This is a genomic window from Saccharopolyspora sp. ASAGF58 (assembly GCF_012277335.1).
Lineage (GTDB): Bacteria > Actinomycetota > Actinomycetes > Mycobacteriales > Pseudonocardiaceae > Saccharopolyspora > Saccharopolyspora hattusasensis.
Window position 1 is genome coordinate 3,847,700 of the sequence record NZ_CP040605.1, and the last position, 18,242, is coordinate 3,865,941.

Sequence of the window (18,242 nt, forward strand, 5' to 3'; positions counted from 1 at the left end):
GATGACGGCTACCTGTATGAAGAAATCGACTTCGCGGTAGCGGTGCAGCTTCCCAGTCAACGCCACACGCCGAGCCCGCCGCACATACTGGAAGTCAGGTCTCTGCTCGAAAGTCGCTTTGTTGAGCTTCGTCGCGTGCGCAGCATCGTCGACAGCCTCACCGCCCTCGCCCGCTGGATTACGGACGAAGCCGACGACATCCGGCCGACCGACACCCCGACCGTCGCCAGAAGGCATTGCAGCTGTGCCAACGGGTCGGCGACAACGCGCTTTCGGCCGAAATGCTCGCGGGCGTGAGCCACCAGGCCGCACACGCCCACGACGGAGCGGTGTCGGTGGGGCTGGCGCGAGCGGCCCGTGACACGGCCGCCGGAACCGGGTTCGCCGCTCTGGAATCCGAGACCGCGGTCATGGAAGCTCATGGCCTGGCCCTGGTGCGCGACAAACGCGGCAGCATGTGGCGCTCCGGGCCGCTGAGGACGCGTTCAGCCGAGCGGACCAGGTGAAGCACCCGTCTTGGCTCAGTTACTACGACGCCGCCTACCTCGCCGCTAAGACGGCCCACTGGATGCGGGGGAACTCGGCGACCTGCGGGCGGCGGAGCGTTTCGCCCGACGGTCCCTCGAAATGAGTGCAGGGTATTGTTCAACACCGTCTTGCTCGCGTCCATTCTCGCCGACTGCGGGAGATTGACGAGGCATGCGCAGTTGGCCGTGACGCCCTACGCCTCGGCCGCAAGTTGCAGTCAGCGCGTACCCGGCTCTACTTGCAGGACTTCGCCAAGCGCCTTCACCGGCATCCAGCCGTGCCGGTGGTGGCCGAGTTTGGCGAAGAACTGGCCGCGATGGGGATCAGCTTCGACGTTGCGCCAACAGGTTGAACGGGGCGACCTGAGCAGCAGCGGCACCCCTGCTCGGGCACCTTCGGTGCCTGCATCCGCTCGAACGGGCTGGACGGAATCTCTTCCTCGACGTCACGCAGCCACCGGAACAGCTGCTGCAACGACCTGTACTGCCTGGCCACCGTCGCGGGCGACAGCAGCTTGCCGGTGCGCTGGTTCGGCCGCTCCTGAAGGTGGACGATGTAGTGCTCGACGTGCTCGCGGGTGATCGCGCACCTCGGTCGACGACCGTGGGGTAGGACACGATCATGCTCGGCGCGGTATTCGTGGCGCGCAGGTGGCGCCGCCGGTCCGTCAGCAGCTCGCCGAGGTCGTCGAGCGCGGCGGTCTGCGGAGCGCGGGGCGCGCCCTGAGTAGTCGGCATAACCCGAGATTCCGGTCGCCGAGTCCTTTGCTCGCCAGACGCTGTGCGGGTCAGTCCTACGTCTTGCCTGGTGGCGCCCCCAGCAGGACTCGAACCTGCGACCTAAGGATTAGAAGTCCTTTGCTCTATCCAGCTGAGCTATGGGGGCCGATCGGAGCGCGGCTCGCCTTAGCCGCAGCAAGCAGGGTAGCCGCCGCCGCCCGCAGGTGTGGGACTGACGCCGCACTGTTGCCAAGCCGGTACCGAACGGCAAGCTGATCGACAACCAGACGCCGCCCCCGATCAGGTCGGTGGCAGCTTGTGCAAGGCGGCGGCCGTTAGCTTGCCCAGCTGCTCAGCGGTGTCGGCCGCGGCCGCCCCGTGCATCGAGAGCATGGTCAGCAGCGTCCGGTCGGACCGGATCGCGGTGGCCGCGGTGCAGGTCTGGTGGCTGTCCACCAGTTCGCAGTACAACCAGGCTGAATGCCCCTCGATGTCGAGCTGCACGCCGCGCGGTTGGCGGCCGGACGCGACCTCGTAGGGCTCGTAGAAGCCGGCCGCGGCGGTGTTCTCCGGGCCGCTGGCCAACGCCTGGGAGCAGGTCCCGGCGATCGGGTTGTCCGGGTGTGGCGGCCCGGCCGGACCGCCGACGACCGCGAGGTCTGCGGGTGTCAGCAGTGTGCACGGATCGATCCCGTCAAAGTTACGCGGGATCGCGATGCGTGCCTGTGCGGCGACGGTCGATCTCGGCTGGGCGGGCTCTGCCGGGTGGTTCTCGTGGAACCCCGCCGCAGGGATCGGCTCGCCCGGGATCTTCGAGGCGCAGCCGGTCACCGTGCACAGCAGCAACATCGGCAACATGAATGCACAGCGACGGACAGTGGTCACTCCGCAACCGTAGCGGCCCGCACGTGCGGCAAACCACGCTCCCGGCCGCCATCCTGCAAGGTGGCCGCCCAGGATCGGCCGTTACGCTCGGTATGTGCCATCCGAGACCCCCGCGCCAGCACCGGAACGGCGCACGTCGAGCACGGTCGGCGTGCTGGTCATCACCGCCGGGGTGCTGGCGGCGCTGATCGCCGCCGTCCTGACCGCGCTTTCCGCCGGCGCCTCCTACGTGCTGCTCGGCTTGCCGGACCCCGGGCCGATCACGCAGTACGGCCTGCCGGTGGTCCGGGTGGTGGCCGAATCCGGTGCGGTGGTGTGCATCGGCTCGCTGCTGCTGGCCGCGTTCGGGATTCCGGCGAAGCGTTCGGGTCCGCTGGCCGCCGACGGTTACGCCACCGTGCGGACCGCCAGCTGGGCGGCCGCGGTGTGGTGCGTGGGTGCGGCGCTGATGGTGCCGTTCATCGCCGCCGAGGCCGCTGGGCGCCCGGTGGGGGACGTGCTCAGCGTCGACGTGCTCTTCGGCCTGGTCGACGCGTTGGAAGAAGCCAAGGCGTGGGCGCTGACCGCGCTGATCGCGTTCGTGGTCGCCCTGGTCTGCCGGGTGGTGCTGTCCTGGGGCTGGACCGTGGTGGCCTTCGTCCTGGGGCTGGCCGGGTTGTTCCCGGTGATCGCCACCGGCCACTCCGCCAGCGGCGGCGCGCACGACATCGCGACCAACAGCCTGCTCGTCCACCTGTTCGGCGCGGTCCTGTGGGTGGGTGGCCTGGTGGCGCTGCTGGCGCACGCCGCCCGCCGGGGTGCGCACCTCCCCCTGGTGGCCCGGCGCTTCTCGCAGATCGCCCTGGTGTGCTGGATCGCGATGGCGCTTTCCGGCGTGATCAACTCGCTGGTCCGGGTGTCGCCGGCGGACTTGTTCACCTCCACCTACGGCTTCCTGCTGGTGCTCAAGGTCGTCGGCCTGGTGGCGCTCGGCGCGTTCGGGTACTTCCAGCGCCGCGGCGTCGTCCGGCGGTTGGACGACGGGCCCGGTGCGGCCGCGCTGCTGCGGCTGGGCGCGGCGGAGGTGCTGATCATGTTCGCCACGATCGGCGTCGCCGTCGCCCTCGGACGCACCCCTCCGCCGGAGGGGAGCAAGGCGGTGCCGGGCCGGACGGAGCTGCTGATCGGCTACCCGCTGGACGCCCCGCCGACGCTGTTCCGGCTGCTGTTCGACATGCGGTTCGACCTGATCTACGGCACGTTCGCGATCGCGCTGGCCGGGCTGTACCTGTGGGGCGTTTACCGGCTGCGCAAGCGCGGTGACGCCTGGCCGGTCGGGCGGACCATCGCCTGGTTGTGCGGGTGCGCGACGATCTTCATGGCCACCTCGTCGGGCATCGGCAAGTACGCGCCCGCCATGTTCAGTGTGCACATGGGCCAGCACATGCTGATGTCCATGCTGGCACCGGTCTTCCTGGTGCTGGCCGGTCCGACTTCGCTGGCGCTGCGCGTGTTCAAGCCCGCCGGGAAGACGCAGCCGCCGGGACCGCGCGAATGGCTGCTGGCGTTCGTGCACTCGCCGGTGGCGCGCGTGCTGACCAATCCGTTCGTGGCGTTGGCACTGTTCGTCGGCTCCTTCTACGCGCTGTACTTCTCCGGCCTGTTCGACGTTGCGCTGACCCAGCACTGGGCGCACCTGGCGATGAACGCGCACTTCCTGCTGGTCGGCTACATCTTCTACTGGCCGGTGATCGGCATCGACCCGGCGCCGCGCCCGCTGCCGTCGCTGGGCAAGGTCGGCCTGGTTTTCGCCTCCATGCCGTTCCACGCGTTCTTCGGAATCGTGCTGATGATGTCGCAGACGGTGATCGGGGCGTCCTTCTACCGCGGCCTCGACCTGCCCTGGATGACCGACCTGCTCGCCGACCAGCGGCTCGGCGGCGGCCTGGCGTGGGCGTCGGGCGAGGTGCCGCTGGTCGTGGTGATGCTGGCGCTCCTGATCCAGTGGTCCAGAGCGGATTCCCGGGTGGCCCGGAGGATCGACCGGAAGGCCGATGCGGACGGCGGCGCGGACCTGGCCGCGTACAACGAAATGCTGAGGCAACTGGCCGAGAAGGACACCCCTCGTCGCAAGTGACCTGGCCGATCGGCCGGAATGTGCACGAAACGTGGTAAATCTGTCGCGCTGCGTGACATCGCTCGGGCAATCTCTTGGTCAGGGGCCGGAGTTCGGCCCCGCGGGACCGAGAGGAGCGGCAGATGTTCGAGACGCAGGTGACGGTGGTGGGCTACGTCCTCACCGACCCCGTCGTGCGGGAGACGCAGAACGGCCACCGGGTGGTCAACTTCCGGGTGGTGGCCGCCTCCCGCCGGCTCGACCGGGACACCGGGGAATGGGTGGATGGCGACCGGTTCTACGCCACGGTGAACTGCTGGAAGCGGCTGGCCGACGGGGTCGCCAGCGCGTTGGGCAAAGGCGATCCGGTGGTGGCGACCGGGCGGCTGCGCACCCGCGATTACGAGTCGGGCGGGCAGTGGCGCACCGTCGTCGAGTTGGAGGCCAACGCGATCGGGCTGGACCTGGCGCGGGGCGCGCCACCGGAGGTGCCTGGCATGTCAAGACCACGTCCGGGAAGCGAGCGCGGGCTGGTTTCCGTGCCTGGCGGTTGACCGCGATCTTCGCCGCCGGCCAGCGACAACTTCGATCCGGAGGAGGTGATAGGTGCCGGTACGAGGCGTATTGAGGCCGACGGCGAGGGGCTGGGGGACCGCGTGCGCGGTGCGACACGGGGCGCAACTACGATTCATGTCATGGCCGAGTTCATTTACACCATGAAAAACGTGCGCAAGACGCATGGTGACAAGGTCATCCTCGACAACGCGACCATCCAGTTCTACCCCGGCGCCAAGATCGGCGTCGTCGGTCCGAACGGGGCTGGCAAGTCGACCGTGCTGCGCATCATGGCGGGACTCGACCAGCCGAACAACGGTGAAGCGTTCCTCACGCCGGGTTACACCGTCGGCATCCAGCAGCAGGAGCCTCCGCTAAACGAGGAGAAGACGGTCCTCGGCAATGTCGAGGAGGGCGTCGGGGAGATCAAGCAGAAGCTCAACCGCTTCAACGAGATCGCCGAACTGCTCGCGACCGACTACTCCGACGAGCTCATGGAGGAGATGGGCAAGCTCCAGGAGGACCTGGATCACGCCGACGCGTGGGAACTGGACTCCCAGCTGGAGCAGGCGATGGACGCCCTGCGGTGTCCGCCGCCGGACGCGGAGGTCAAGAACCTCTCCGGTGGCGAGCGCCGCCGGGTCGCCCTCTGCAAGCTGCTGCTGAGCAAGCCCGACCTGTTGCTGCTCGACGAGCCGACCAACCACCTCGACGCCGAGAGCGTGCTCTGGCTGGAACAGCACCTCGCCACCTACCCGGGCGCCGTGCTCGCCGTTACCCACGACCGGTACTTCCTGGACAACGTCGCTGGCTGGATCCTGGAGCTGGACCGCGGCCGCACCTTCCCCTACGAGGGCAACTACTCGACCTATCTGGAGAAGAAGGCCGAGCGGCTGGCCGTGCAGGGCAAGCGCGACGCGAAACTGCAGAAGCGCCTCAAGGACGAGCTGGAGTGGGTCCGCTCCAACGCCAAGGCCCGCCAGACCAAGTCGCGTTCCCGTCTGTCGCGCTACGAGGAGATGGCCGCCGAGGCGGAGAAGACCCGCAAGCTCGACTTCGAGGAGATCCAGATCCCGCCGGGCCCCCGCCTGGGCAACGTCGTGGTCGACGTCGAGAACCTGAAGAAGGGCTTCGACGACAACCTCCTCATCGACGGGCTGTCGTTCACGCTGCCGCGCAACGGCATCGTGGGCGTCATCGGGCCGAACGGCGTCGGCAAGACGACGCTGTTCAAGACCATCGTGGGCCTGGAGCAGCCGGATTCCGGCACGGTCAAGGTCGGCGACACCGTCAAGCTGTCCTATGTGGACCAGAACCGCGCGAACATCGACCCGAACAAGAACGTTTGGCAGGTCGTGTCCGACGGGCTGGACTACATCCAGGTCGGCCAGGTCGAGATGCCTTCGCGCGCCTACGTCAGTGCCTTCGGGTTCAAGGGCCCGGACCAGCAGAAGCCGGCCGGGGTGCTCTCCGGTGGTGAGCGCAACCGCCTGAACTTGGCGTTGACGCTCAAGGAGGGCGGCAACCTGATCCTGCTGGACGAGCCGACGAACGACCTCGACGTGGAGACGCTGAGCTCGCTGGAAAACGCGCTCGAACAGTTCCCCGGCTGCGCCGTGGTGATTTCCCACGACCGGTGGTTCCTGGACCGCGTCGCCACCCATATCCTCGCGTGGGAAGGCGACGACGAGGACCCAGCGAAGTGGTTCTGGTTCGAGGGCAACTTCGGTGGCTATGAGGAGAACAAGCTCGAGAGACTGGGTCCGGACGCGGCCCGCCCGCACCGCGTGACGCACCGAAAACTGACCCGGGGCTGAACGGAGGCGCCTTGGCGAGCGTGCCCGCTTCACCGAACACAAGCTCGGCACAGGGACTGCTCGAACCCGCACGGCAGATGCGGTGGCGAGTCCCCGAGTTGGCATTGGTGCTCAGTGATCGCGCGGTTGCGCTCGCCAGGCATGCGGGTGATCGGGCGATTCGGCTGCGCGCCGAGGCCCTCGCGTTGTTCGCCTCGAACCGGCTGGGCCGCGGGGTCGCGGCCAGCGGTCGGGCGCTCGCGGCGGTTCGCGACGCGGTGGCGGCGGGCGACGCCGAGGTCGAGGCGGAGCTACGGGTCGAGCTGGCGTGGTGTGCCAGCAGCGCGGGCAGCGGCGAGGTCGCCGTTCGCGTGCTGAACCCGGTGCTGGAGCAGGATCGGATCGCGCCCGAGGTGCGGGCGCATGCCCTGCTCGCGTTGGCGGCGTCGCTGCCCGCGCACGGGCAGGACGGGGACCGCTCCGAGGCGCTCGACGAGGCCGAGTGGCTGTACGAGGCGTGCGGGCTCAGCCGGGACACCGCCCGGCTGCTCAACGCGCGAGTCCGCGCTGCGCGTGCGGCGCATCGCCGCAGGCTGGGCGAGTTCGACGAAGCCATCGCGGTGGCCGACGCCGGACTGGCGCTGCTCGGGCAGCTCGGCGACCCGGCTGCGGACAGCGGGGAGATGCGCGCTCGGCTGGTGCTAGAGCGGGTGCTGTCGCTGCTGGAACTGGGGCGCCGCCCGGAGGCCGTCCAAGCGACGGAATCCGTGCTGGCGCAGCCGGTTCGCGCCGCGGCGGCCGGGCCGGTCGGCTGGTTGGGGCTCGCGATGGCCACCCGCGTGCACCTGCCGGACGGCAACCACGGTGCGGCGGTGCGGACGCTGAACGACACCGCGGCGATCTCCGAGCGGCACAAGCTGGACGGACTGCTCGCCGAAACCCTGAACACCCTGTCCCACGTGCACGAACGCGGCGCGGAGTTCCCCGAAGCGCTTCGCGCGCTCCGGGGCGCGTATTCCGCCGACCGGCGCTGGCGCGCGACCGTGCACACCGCACGAGTCCGGTTGCTCGCGGAGTACCCGGTGCACTCGGGCGGTGTCGAGGTGCCTCGGCAATCGAGCGCATCACCCGATCCGGGACCGGCCGGGCCGGAGGCGGCGGTCCTTGGACTGGTCGGGACCCGGGCGGCCGAACCCGAGCAGCCGGAGCCCGCGGCGCCACAACCTCGGCGACCCGAAAAGGGCCTTCGCGAGCAGGGCTTTCCCGAGCAGGGCTTTCCCGAGCCTTCCGAGCCGGAGCAGGCGACGTCCAGGCACCGGTCGGGGTACGAGGAAACGCACGACGCGGCACGCCGGTTGATGGAGACGCTCACCAATCGGGCCGCTGAGCTGCGCGAAGGCGGACACCGACGGCAGGAGCCGCCCGAACCCCGGACCGCCGAGGAGCCGGAAGCCACCGAAGGGGCGGCGTCGCAGACGGTCGTGTTCGACTCGTGGGCGTTGGAGTCCCAGGCGGCCGGGATCGGGCAGCAGGACTGGCAGGCGGCCGCCGAACCCGCGGACGCCCAAAACGCCCGGACAATCCAGGTGCCCGAGGTCGAGGCGGTCGCCTTCGCGGAGCCGGCCGACCAAGGTTTTCCGAGCCACGAACCGGTTTCAGAGGAGCATGCCGAACCGGTCGCTACGACGGCGCAGGCGAGCTGGTGGCCATCGGAGAATCCGGAACAGCCGCAGAACGCCGAGCGCACTGTCCCCGAAGTGCCGGTGACGCACGAACCCCAGCCCGCCGAGTCGCAGCAGCGGCTGTCGGTGGAGTTCCGGCCTGCCGAGTCTCCGTCGGTCGAGCCGCTGCCAAGCACGGCAGTGCTCGCCGCAGCGGCGGACGACATTTACCGGCCGGTGCCCGCCGCTGATGACGATCATGGTGCGATGGACGCCACGGCGATCCTGCCGGTGATCGGCGGCCCGGCCGGCTCGGCCGAACCGGTTGATCTGCCGGGAACCGGATCGGCGGCGCGCAACCGACCGGAGGAATCGTCGCCGGAAGGCCTGCACCCCCGGGAATCGCGGTACGGGCTTTCGCAGTACGGCCGAGACCTGCCGGGCAACGACCTCCCCGCCATCGAACAGCCGGGTAACTACCAGGTCCACGACGCACCGCAGGACGAACCGGCGCACGGCAGCCGCGAAACCGAACCGGCAGCGGAGACACCAACGGGTGGGACTCCGGCGGCGGAGGTGACCCCGGCGAGCGGGACTTCGGTGTCGGAGGCTCCGCCGGGCGGGACGCAGCGGCGCCAGGGCGGACGCCGGTCGCGCGGCAAATCGCTGGCCGAGATCCGCGCCAGCCTCCAACTGTCCGCGGAGCCGCGCAGCCGTCGCCGCGCACGGCACGCCGATCTGGCCGAACCGGTCGAGTCATCCGACGCACGAGAAACGTCCGACCCTGCGGTCGCACCACCAACTCCAGCCGCAGAAGTGCTGGGCCGGCACCGCCAGGACTGGGCGACCGAACCGAACCTCTTGGTGGTCGAGCGGCATCGAACGGAGGAACTTGTCGGCGACGGGGAAGCTGCCGAGCCGCCAGCTGCCGAGCCGTCAGCTGCTGAGCCGCCAGCTGCTGAGCCGCCAGCTGCTGAGCCGCCAGCTGCTGAGCCGCCAGCTGCTGAGCCGCCAGCTGTCGAGGCGTCGATCGTAGTGCCGCTTGCTGCGGAGTTAGCCACCGCAGAACAGCCGGGGGAAGAGGCACCGGCCGCCGAGCCCGCAGCCGAGTCGGCGGGAGAGGATGCGGGTCCGCAGGGGAAGATCGGGCTCGCCGAGCTGCTGACCGAGGCGCTGATGGCCTACGAGAGCGGTCGGCGCGCGCAGCCGGAAGCCGAGGAAACCGCACCGTCCGGTCGGCACAGCGAAGCGCGTGTGTCCGGAATCACCGGTCTTCCCCAGGTTTCCCACGCGACACATTTGTCCACATCGGACGATCGAGGTTCGGGCTTGGCTGCCCGACACCGCCGCCCCGCGATCGACTCCACGGCGGTGGATCCGCTGTTCTGAAGGCTTTTTCCGAAGCCTCGCGGCCGACTTGTCCAATGAGCACTTCGCGATCTCCGGCTGCGCGGTACGAGGAGGACAGCGCGCTGTCGGCGATCCCACATTCCTTCCGGAGCGGTTCGTGACAAGGGTTCGTCGCGAACAGGATTCAAGATCGTTGTTCTGAAACGTCAAAGACATCGATCATTGTGCCGCTTTTCACGTGTTCGACTCCGTTGCCGCCCACCGCCTGCTCCCGGAACTGGCAGTCTTAAGGTGGAACCTGTTGGCACAATGAGGTGCCGTCAAGCGTGGAGCTGCCTGAAGATGACCTCGAACCCCGGACAGTTGAAGACCGGAGAACGCCCGCGAGCCGATGGGGATGACGCGGCCGGCGAGCGCTCCGAGAACCCCGAACTGGCCAAGCGCCGCCTCCTGGACAGAGCGGTCGAGTTCGCCCCGGAACTCGCCGAGCTGTTGCACGCCTACTACCGGCATGTGCCCGCCGAGGAGCTCGTCGACGACGAACCCACCGACCTCGTCGGAGCCCTGCGGTCGCACTACCGACTCGCCTCGACGCGCGTCGCCGGACGCCCGCTGGTGCAGATCTCCAATCCGGAGCGGACCGATGACGGCTGGCAGAGCCAGGCGACGGTGGTGCAGATCGTCACCGACGACATGCCCTTCCTGGTGGATTCGGTGATCGCCGAGCTTGGTCGCGATGGCGCCGAGGTCCAGCGCATCATCCACCCCATCTTCGTGGTCCGCCGCGACGTGGCCGGCGAGTTGCAGGAAGTGCTGCCCGGTGCGGACCCGGCGGAACCGCCCGCCGACGCGATCGCCGAGAGCTGGATGTTCGTCGAGGTCGACCGGGTCGTCGACGAAGAGCGGCTGAGCGTCCTCCAGCACGGCCTGACCGACGTGCTCAACGACGTGCGCGAGGTCGTCGAGGACACCGAGCGGATGCACGCCACCGCCAAGGCGTTGGCCGACGAGCTGGAGCGGACCCCGCCGCGCCTGCCGGGCGAGGACGTCCACGACGGGGTCGAGCTGCTGCGCTGGCTGGCCGAAGGCCACTTCACGTTCCTCGGCTACCGGCACTACGAGCTGGTCGACGGTTCCGGACCCGCGCTGCAGGCCGTGCTGGCCTCCGGGCTGGGCGTGCTGCGCAGCGACAGCGTCGCGGCGCGCAGCCTGACCGCCGGGCCGGACGGCCGCGCCAATGCGCTGTCCAAGGACCTGCTGGTGCTCACGCAGGCCAGCGCACCGTCCACAGTGCACCGTCCGGTGCACCCGTTCTACGTCGGTGTCAAGACTTTCGACGAGTCCGGGCAGGTCAACGGGGAACACCGGTTCCTCGGGCTGTTCAACACCGCCGCGCTTCACGAAGACGTGCTCGACATCCCGTTCATCCAACGCCGGGTGCGGGAGATCATCCACCGCGCCGGGTTCCCGATGGAGTCCTACTCGGGCCAGCGGATGCTGGAGGAAATCCAGAACTACCCGCGCACCGAGCTGTTCTCCACTGACCCGGACACGCTGCAGGAAACCATCACCGGCGTGCTGGCGCTGGCCGAGCGGCGCAAGCTCAAGCCGTTCCTGCGCCGCGACCCGTACGGCCGCTTCTACTCCTGCCTGGTGTACCTGCCGCGGGACCGCTACACGACCAGTTCGCGGCTGGCGATGCAGGAGGTGCTGCTGGAGGAGCTCCACGGCACCGGCCTGGAGTACAGCACGCGGGTCGGCGAATCCACCCTGGCGCGGGTGCACTTCGTGGTGCACACCGACCCGGAGAACCAGGTCGAGCCGGACCTGGCGCGCATCCAGCGGCGGCTCGACGAGGCCATCCACACCTGGGACGACCAGATGATCGAGGAGGTCGACGCCGAGCAGTCCGGCGCCGGCCGCGACGGGCACGCGACCCGCAGCCTGTCGGAAGCGATCAGCCAGATCGGTCAGAGCTGCGCGTCGAGCTTCCCGGAGTCCTACAAGGAGGACTTCACCGCAGCCGAGGGCCTGGCGGACCTGCGGCGGCTGGAGTCGCTATCGGATCCCCGCGACCTGAAGATGTCGTTCTACGCGCCGCGCGACGCCAGCGCGGGCCAGCGCCGCTTCAAGCTCTACGTCGGCGGCCGGGTCACGCTGTCCCGGGTGCTGCCGGTGCTGCAGAGCATGGGCGTCGAGGTCGTTGACGAGCGTCCCTACGAGGTGATCGTCGGCGACACCGACCAGCAGTACTGGATCTACGACTTCGGGCTGCGGCTGGACCCGAGCTTGCTGGACAGCGCGACCAGCGGGGGCCTGCTGGACACCCTGCGGCAGCGCTTCGAGGACGCCTTCCGGGCCGCCTGGCTCGGTGACGCCGAGGTCGACCGGTTCAACGCGCTCGTGCTGCGCGCCGGGCTGAACTGGCGGCAGGCCTCGGTGCTGCGCGCCTACGCCAAATACCTGCGGCAGGTCGGCATCGCCTACAGCCAGGACTACATCGAGGACGCGATCCTGGCGCACCGCACCACCACGACGACGCTGGTCAGGCTGTTCGAGACGCGCTTCGACCCGGCGCTGGGCGCGGACGACAGGGCGTCCCGCGAGGCGGACCTGACCGAAGATGTCACCAAGCTGATCGACGAGGTCACCAGCCTCGACGCGGACCGGATCCTGCGCAGCTACCTGCGCCTGATCCGCGCCACGCTGCGGACCAACTACTTCGCCGGGGACGAGCAGCGCGAGCGCTCTTACCTGGCGTTGAAGCTGGAGCCCAGGGAGATCCCGGGGCTGCCGGAGCCGCGCCCGCAGTTCGAGATCTTCGTGTACTCGCCATGGGTGGAGGGCGTGCACCTGCGGTTCGGTTCGGTGGCCCGCGGCGGTTTGCGCTGGTCGGACCGGCGAGAGGACTTCCGCACCGAGATCCTGGGCCTGGTCAAGGCGCAGGCGGTGAAGAACGCGGTGATCGTGCCGGTCGGCGCGAAGGGCGGCTTCGTGGTGAAGCGGCCGCCGACGCCCACCGGCGACCCGGCGGTGGACCGCAAGGCCACCCTCGACGAGGGCATCGCCTGCTACCGGATGTTCATCTCCGGGCTGCTGGACCTGACCGACAACCTGGTCGGCGGCGAGGTGGCCCCGCCGCGGGACGTGGTGCGCCACGACGGCGACGACACCTACCTGGTGGTGGCGGCCGATAAGGGCACCGCAAAGTTCTCCGACATCGCCAACGACGTGGCCAAGTCCTACGGGTTCTGGCTGGGCGACGCGTTCGCCTCCGGTGGCTCGGTGGGTTACGACCACAAGGCGATGGGCATCACCGCGAAGGGCGCGTGGGAGAGCGTCAAGCGGCACTTCTGCGAGCTCGACGTGGACACGCAGTCCGAGGACTTCACCGTGGTCGGCATCGGCGACATGGCCGGGGACGTCTTCGGCAACGGGATGCTGCTGTCCGAGCACATCAAGCTGGTGGCCGCGTTCAACCACATGCACGTGTTCATCGACCCAGCCCCGGACCCGGCGGTGTCCTTCGCCGAGCGCCGCAGGCTGTTCGAGCTGCCGCGGTCGACCTGGGACGACTACGACCGCACCAAGATCAGCGCCGGTGGTGGCGTGTGGTCGCGGTCGCTGAAGTCGATCCCGCTGAACCCGCAGATCCGGCAGGCGCTGGGCATCGACGAGTCGGTGCGCCAGCTGGCCCCGGCCGAGCTGATCAAGAGGATCCTGCTAGCCCCGACCGACCTGCTGTGGAACGGCGGCATCGGCACCTACGTCAAGGCTGCGACCGAGACACACGCCGAGGTCGGCGACAAGGCCAACGACCCGGTCCGGGTCAACGGAGCCGACCTGCGGGTGAAGGTCGTCGGCGAGGGCGGCAACCTCGGGCTGACGCAGCTCGGGCGCATCGAGTTCGCCCGCGCCGGCGGCAAGGTCAACACCGATGCGCTGGACAACTCCGCCGGTGTGGACTGCTCCGACCACGAGGTCAACATCAAGATCCTGCTCGACCACCTGGTGGCCGACGGGAAGTTGACCGGTGAGCAGCGCAACGAGCTGCTCGCGGACATGACGGACGAGGTCGGCGAGCTGGTGCTGGCCGACAACCACTCGCAGAACGCGGTGCTGGGCATCTCGCGGGCGCACGCCGCCCCGATGGTGTCGGTGCACGCCCGCCAGGTGACCGCCCTGGAGAAGACCACGGGGCTGGACCGCAAGCTGGAGGCGTTGCCGACGTCGAAGGAGTTCCGCGACCGAGAGAAGGCCGGGGAGGGGCTGAGCTCGCCGGAGCTGGCGACGCTGATGGCGCACGTCAAGCTGTCGCTGAAGCGCGATGTGCTGGCCAGCGGCCTGCCGGACGCCGAGGCGTTCAGCGGTCGGCTCCCGGAGTACTTCCCGAAGCCCCTGCGGGAGCAATACGGCGACGCGATCGCGGCGCACCCGCTGCGCCGGGAGATCATCACGACTCTGCTGGTGAACGAGATGGTCGATGGAGCGGGCATCTCCTACGCCTACCGCCTGTCGGAGGAGATCAGCGCTTCGACGACCGACGCGGTGCGGGCGTTCGCGGTGGTCACTAACGTCTTCGGGCTGCGCGAGCTGTGGGCGCAGATCGACGCGCTGGGTGGTTCGATGCCGAGTTCGGTGGCCGACGAGCTGGTGCTGGAAAGCCGCCGACTGCTGGACCGGGCGGCGCGCTGGATGCTGACGAACCGGCCGCAGCCGCTGGCGATCGGTGCCGAGATCAGCCGGTTCCAGCCGGTGGTGGCGGAGCTGTCCGACTCCGTCCGCGGCCTGCTTCGCGGCCGGGCGGCCGAAGGCGCCACCGAGATGATCGACCACTGCGTGGCCGCCGGCGTCCCGGAGGACCTGGCGGAACGCGTAGGCGTGCTGCTGGATTCGTTCGCGCTGCTGGACATCCGGGAGATCGCCGAGCTCGCGGAACGCGACGCGGGGGTCGCGGCGGAGCGCAGTCCGCGGGAAAGCGCGGACCTGTACTACTCGCTCGCGGAGCACCTCGACGTCGAGCGGATGCTGCTGGCGGTCAACGAGCTGGAGCGCGGGAACCGGTGGCACTCGCTGGCCCGGTTGGCGTTGCGGGATGATTTCTACGCGACGCTGCGTGCGATCACCATCGACGTCCTGCGGACCAGCGATCCTGAGGACAATCCGGAGGAGAAGATCGCTCGTTGGGAGTCGACCAACGAGTCGCGACTGGCGCGGGCCAACTCGTCGCTCGAGCAGATCAAGAACTCCGGTCGGCTGGATCTGGCCACGCTGTCGGTGGCGGCCCGCCAGCTGCGCAGCATGGTCCGGTGAACGTCGGGTGGCTTGCGGTCGTGCCGGCCGCGAGCCACCCGAACGGCAGAAAGGAAGCTCGCCTGTGGGCGCGTTCGTAGCCGAGGTGGCCCTGCGCTGGTCCGACATGGACGCGTTCGGGCACGTCAACCATGCAAGGACGATCACGCTGCTGGAGGAGGCGCGGGCCGAGCTGCTGTTCACCGAGGCGGAACGGCAGGGCCTGCTCGGGATGGCGGAGGGCATGGTGGTCGCCCGGGTCGTGGTCGACTACCACAGTCCGCTGCTGTACCGGGCGAGGTCGTTGCAGGTGCGGATGTCGGTGCGGGAGCTGAAGGCCGCGTCGTTCATCGTCGACTACACGGCCTACGCGCAGGAGGCGGTGGCCACCGCGGAAACCCTGATGGTGCCCTACGACCTGCGGGCGGGACGGCCGCGGCGGCTGACCTCGGAGGAGCGGGACTTCCTCGCTGAGTGGCAGCTCGAACCGGCGAAGTCGGAGTTGGGCCGTGCCTGAGCTGCGGATGCCCGACCCGGTCGAGCGCGAGGACCTCGGAGCGTTCGTGGCTCGCGCGGTGCGGCTGGACGGCCAGGCGCTGGTGCGCTTGCGCAACAGGCCTGGCGCAGGCCGCGTCGACGTGTGGGCGGCGACGCCGTTCGACGCGCTATCCACCAGGTCGGTCGAGGGCGAGGTAGAGCCGTCGGACGTGACGGTGTCCGGCAGCGGACTGCTGGCCGCGTTGACGGTGGCGGGCGCCCCGGTGATGGATCCCGGACCGCCGCGGGACCTGATGTGGCGCTCCGAACTGCCGCCATTCGAGGGCTGGCACCGGGTGGACGATCTGCCTGCGAAGCTCGTCGGGGAGGTCGCGGAGCGCGGCATCGACGTGGCCAAGGACAACGTCGGTCCAAAGGGGACACCGCCGGCGTCCTTGCTGGACCAGGAGGTCTTCACGGTCAGCGGTTCGGGTTTCGAGGTGAAGGTTCCGCTGCGCTGCCTGTTCGTGTTGTCCGGCATGGGTTTCCTAGTGCCCAAGCCGGCGGAGTCGGAGATCGTCCGGGTGAGCGCCACGGACGCCTGGCTGCGCCTCGACTCCCGCTACGGCGCGGTGGTCCGCCGCCGCCACGCCCTGCTCCCGCTACTGATCTGATCGTCGCAAAGCGTTCCCGCTAGTCGGGATCTCCAGGGACAAAGTCGAGGTGTGCGATCCGTTCCTCGACGGTGACAGCATTGGCTATGACGTCGCATGCCTGCCTGGTGAGCTCGGTTAGTCCGGCAAGATGTTGTTCCGCGACGTCCCGGCCAATCGGGGTTTCGGCCAGCGCCTGAAGTGTCACCTCCCGCAACTCGAACTCGGTCGTAGTAAAGAACTCCAGCAATTCGCGCTGTTGTGCTTCCGTGATCAGCAGGCTGTGGTCGCGGTCCGCGTCGTCGGGAACTTCTGGGTGCCGGTTGGTCATCGCAGCGAACTCCTCGTTCTGCCTGAGTTCATTACCGTACCGCCGGCCCGATTGAGCCGTTTGCAACTTGGCCACAAACGCAATGACGCAGTTCGGCTGATGTGATCTTTCTTCGGATTTGCCTGTGGGCGGGTGTCCGGACTCGCCAGGGTCGTCCCAGGGGCTGGAACGGGAGGGGCATGATGGCGGAGAGCTTCTTATCGGGTGACCTGGCGGCGGGCTTCGCCGGTGCTGGAGCCCAGCTGGGTGCGATCAGGCAACAGAACGACCACCTGACACAACAGTTGTCCGAAGGCAAGCTGCGGATGAATCCCGACAGCGCCAACAAGGCGGCCGCAGTTTACGAACGCGAAGCCGAAGAGGTTGACAGGCTCGCGAAGAAGGCATTCCAGCTTGAGCGGGTCGAGGGATTGGGGGAATACCGCTCGGCGCAGGAGCTTGCGATCAAGTTCGGCCAGAAGGCGACCAACGGGGTCAACGGTGCTGCGGAACTGTTGGGGCAGCTTCGTGATGAGCTGCTTCGGAAGGCGGACCTCTTTCGTGAGGCGGCCAGGGACTACGTTGCTAGCGACGAGCAGATCGCCCAGGACTTGCGGAGGGGTAATCAGGAATGAACGCACTGTCTCGTACCGTGGCCGTCGGGTGTGCCGGGGCAGCCGTCCTCGCGATAACGGGCTGTGGTGGGCCGACTACGAAGCAGGACCCCGCCGTGCAGCCGCAAGGTCTCGCCGCGGTTGACCCGTGCACGTTGCTGACCCCGGACGAGCTGAAGTCCTTCGGCTTCAATAGTCCCGGCGAGCCCGAAACCACCATTTCCTCAGAACCAGGCTGTTCGTTCAGCGGAAGGCCGCTGACCGTGACGTTCTACAAGAACCAGGAAAAGACGGTCGAGGCCTACAGCCACCAGAAGAATTGGTCGAAGTTCGACCGGCTGCAGATCGATGGGCGTGCGGCGGCGAGTGCCACCAGCGAGAGTGGCAAGGCTGCGCGGATCTGCTCCGCGATGTTCGACGCGGGTGGCGGCGTGATCCTCGTCGACGTCAGCGAGTTCCTGGACCAGGGGCTGGACGAGTGTGCCGAGGCGGTGAAGGTGGCGCAGGTGATCGCACCGCGCATGCCCCGGTGAGCCTGCGGATCAGACGATAGGTGGTGGGCCGGGCAGGGGGAGGGGACTGCCCGGCCCACCTGGGAGGTCTGGCGCCCACGAGGTCGGGGGTCGGGCACCAGACCTGGTCAGGGGTGCGGTCGAAGGCGGCTGCAACGCCAGCGGCGCCTCAGCGCCTCATCAGGTGCCGTTGCCGTTCTGGGTGGCCGGGCGCGGAAAGGGGGCGGTGCGCCCGGCCACCGGGTGGGCCGGTGCGGGGTCGGGGAAGTCCGCACCGGTCCGGCTTCGGGGTCGTTGGCGTCAGGTCGGCTCGCGCAGACGATGTCGTCCAGTGCCGGATTCCTCTTGCGCCGCTTGGCGTTCCGCCTCGATCTGGGCGATCAGATGCCAGACCGTGTAATCGCCTTCGCCACCGCCGCTGTGCCGCGCTTGCGGTAAGCGCGAGAACACCATGCCGAAGATGATGACGTTAATCAGCACGAGCGTCGCGACCTGGAGCCAGAACATCGTGGTTTCCTTCGCTGTCGAATCCGGTTGTGGTTGAGCGCTACTGGCGGGATGCGAGGACCTGCCAGCACGCAATGCAGGTGGTCTCGCGTATCCAGGCGATCTCCGACGCGATGCGCTGCAGTTCGTCGGTGCTGACCTCAACGCCGCACAAGGCCTTGACGACCAGCCCCGGCTCGGCGCTCCGCGCGGCTGAATCGAAGGCGTGTCGACCACCGCTGACCGGCTGCCACCGCCCGATTTTCGCGCTACCAGGCAACATCCCAACTCCTTCCATCGATCAACTGA

General features: G+C 68.8%; 15 protein-coding genes and 1 tRNA gene. 10 read left to right on the top strand and 6 right to left on the bottom strand.

The features are described from left to right. The first annotated feature begins 236 nt into the window (after positions 1–236). Positions 237–506: a hypothetical protein gene (locus tag FDZ84_RS18360; RefSeq protein ID WP_168586918.1), complete on the top strand. Its 270-nt coding sequence runs from the start codon at positions 237–239 to the stop codon at positions 504–506. A gap of 239 nt (positions 507–745) precedes the next feature. Here FDZ84_RS18360 and FDZ84_RS18365 read toward each other — a convergent pair whose 3' ends face one another. The 3 genes from FDZ84_RS18365 to FDZ84_RS18375 all read right to left on the bottom strand — a co-directional run bounded on the left by FDZ84_RS18365 (position 746) and on the right by FDZ84_RS18375 (position 2,132). After that, complete coding sequence (locus tag FDZ84_RS18365; RefSeq protein WP_168586919.1) at positions 746–907, bottom strand: hypothetical protein; 162 nt, start codon at positions 905–907, stop codon at positions 746–748. Positions 908–1,336: 429 nt separating this feature from the next. Continuing rightward, positions 1,337–1,413: transfer RNA gene (locus tag FDZ84_RS18370), tRNA-Arg, on the bottom strand. A gap of 134 nt (positions 1,414–1,547) precedes the next feature. After that, complete coding sequence (locus FDZ84_RS18375; protein ID WP_246869087.1) at positions 1,548–2,132, bottom strand: DUF3558 family protein; 585 nt, start codon at positions 2,130–2,132, stop codon at positions 1,548–1,550. A gap of 94 nt (positions 2,133–2,226) precedes the next feature. On the opposite strand from FDZ84_RS18375, the gene FDZ84_RS18380 reads away from it, so the two are divergent. The 7 genes from FDZ84_RS18380 to FDZ84_RS18410 all read left to right on the top strand — a co-directional run bounded on the left by FDZ84_RS18380 (position 2,227) and on the right by FDZ84_RS18410 (position 16,032). After that, the gene (locus FDZ84_RS18380; protein WP_168586920.1) at positions 2,227–4,248 is read left to right on the top strand and encodes a cytochrome c oxidase assembly protein; all 2,022 of its coding nucleotides are present in this window, start codon (positions 2,227–2,229) and stop codon (positions 4,246–4,248) included. Between the two features lie 122 nt (positions 4,249–4,370). Continuing rightward, positions 4,371–4,781, top strand: coding sequence for a single-stranded DNA-binding protein (gene ssb, locus FDZ84_RS18385; RefSeq protein WP_168586921.1), 411 nt, complete (start codon positions 4,371–4,373; stop codon positions 4,779–4,781). A 141-nt stretch (positions 4,782–4,922) separates the two neighbouring features. Next, positions 4,923–6,599 carry an energy-dependent translational throttle protein EttA gene (gene ettA / locus FDZ84_RS18390; RefSeq protein WP_168586922.1) on the top strand — a complete coding sequence of 559 codons (1,677 nt, stop codon included), beginning with the start codon at positions 4,923–4,925 and terminating at the stop codon, positions 6,597–6,599. Positions 6,600–6,706: 107 nt separating this feature from the next. Continuing rightward, positions 6,707–9,628: a hypothetical protein gene (locus FDZ84_RS18395; RefSeq protein WP_168586923.1), complete on the top strand. Its 2,922-nt coding sequence runs from the start codon at positions 6,707–6,709 to the stop codon at positions 9,626–9,628. A 303-nt stretch (positions 9,629–9,931) separates the two neighbouring features. Next, the gene (locus FDZ84_RS18400) at positions 9,932–14,902 is read left to right on the top strand and encodes an NAD-glutamate dehydrogenase (RefSeq protein ID WP_210435608.1); all 4,971 of its coding nucleotides are present in this window, start codon (positions 9,932–9,934) and stop codon (positions 14,900–14,902) included. A 64-nt stretch (positions 14,903–14,966) separates the two neighbouring features. Beyond that, entirely contained in the window at positions 14,967–15,398 is a 432-nt protein-coding gene (locus tag FDZ84_RS18405; protein WP_168586924.1) for a thioesterase family protein, read from the top strand. After that, positions 15,391–16,032: a hypothetical protein gene (locus tag FDZ84_RS18410; protein WP_168586925.1), complete on the top strand. Its 642-nt coding sequence runs from the start codon at positions 15,391–15,393 to the stop codon at positions 16,030–16,032. Before FDZ84_RS18405 ends, FDZ84_RS18410 begins: the two co-directional genes overlap by 8 nt. A gap of 19 nt (positions 16,033–16,051) precedes the next feature. Here the strand turns inward: FDZ84_RS18410 and FDZ84_RS18415 are convergent, their stop codons facing one another. Beyond that, entirely contained in the window at positions 16,052–16,342 is a 291-nt protein-coding gene (locus FDZ84_RS18415) for a hypothetical protein (RefSeq protein WP_168586926.1), read from the bottom strand. A gap of 179 nt (positions 16,343–16,521) precedes the next feature. Here FDZ84_RS18415 and FDZ84_RS18420 point away from each other — a divergent pair, with 179 nt between their 5' ends. Both FDZ84_RS18420 and FDZ84_RS18425 read left to right on the top strand, forming a co-directional pair. Continuing rightward, positions 16,522–16,956, top strand: coding sequence for a hypothetical protein (locus FDZ84_RS18420; protein WP_246869088.1), 435 nt, complete (start codon positions 16,522–16,524; stop codon positions 16,954–16,956). After that, on the top strand, positions 16,953–17,468 hold the full coding sequence (locus tag FDZ84_RS18425) for a DUF3558 family protein (RefSeq protein WP_168586927.1): 516 nt from the start codon (positions 16,953–16,955) through the stop codon (positions 17,466–17,468). Before FDZ84_RS18420 ends, FDZ84_RS18425 begins: the two co-directional genes overlap by 4 nt. A gap of 279 nt (positions 17,469–17,747) precedes the next feature. On the opposite strand, the gene FDZ84_RS18430 is transcribed toward FDZ84_RS18425, so the two are convergent. Continuing rightward, positions 17,748–17,954 (bottom strand): hypothetical protein, encoded by a 207-nt coding sequence (locus FDZ84_RS18430; protein ID WP_168586928.1) that lies wholly within the window; start codon positions 17,952–17,954, stop codon positions 17,748–17,750. 40 nt (positions 17,955–17,994) lie between these two features. Continuing rightward, complete coding sequence (locus FDZ84_RS18435) at positions 17,995–18,216, bottom strand: zinc finger protein (protein WP_168586929.1); 222 nt, start codon at positions 18,214–18,216, stop codon at positions 17,995–17,997. Between the last annotated feature and the right edge of the window lie 26 nt (positions 18,217–18,242).

Coding starts and splice junctions, on each gene's coding strand:
- ssb (WP_168586921.1), top strand. CDS start 4,371: ATGTTCGAGACGCAGGTGACGGTGGTGGGCTACGTCCTCACCGACCCC.
- ettA (WP_168586922.1), top strand. CDS start 4,923: ATGGCCGAGTTCATTTACACCATGAAAAACGTGCGCAAGACGCATGGT.
- FDZ84_RS18400 (WP_210435608.1), top strand. CDS start 9,932: ATGACCTCGAACCCCGGACAGTTGAAGACCGGAGAACGCCCGCGAGCC.
- FDZ84_RS18415 (WP_168586926.1), bottom strand. CDS start 16,342: ATGACCAACCGGCACCCAGAAGTTCCCGACGACGCGGACCGCGACCAC.
- FDZ84_RS18420 (WP_246869088.1), top strand. CDS start 16,522: ATGATGGCGGAGAGCTTCTTATCGGGTGACCTGGCGGCGGGCTTCGCC.
- FDZ84_RS18425 (WP_168586927.1), top strand. CDS start 16,953: ATGAACGCACTGTCTCGTACCGTGGCCGTCGGGTGTGCCGGGGCAGCC.
- FDZ84_RS18430 (WP_168586928.1), bottom strand. CDS start 17,954: ATGTTCTGGCTCCAGGTCGCGACGCTCGTGCTGATTAACGTCATCATC.
- FDZ84_RS18435 (WP_168586929.1), bottom strand. CDS start 18,216: ATGTTGCCTGGTAGCGCGAAAATCGGGCGGTGGCAGCCGGTCAGCGGT.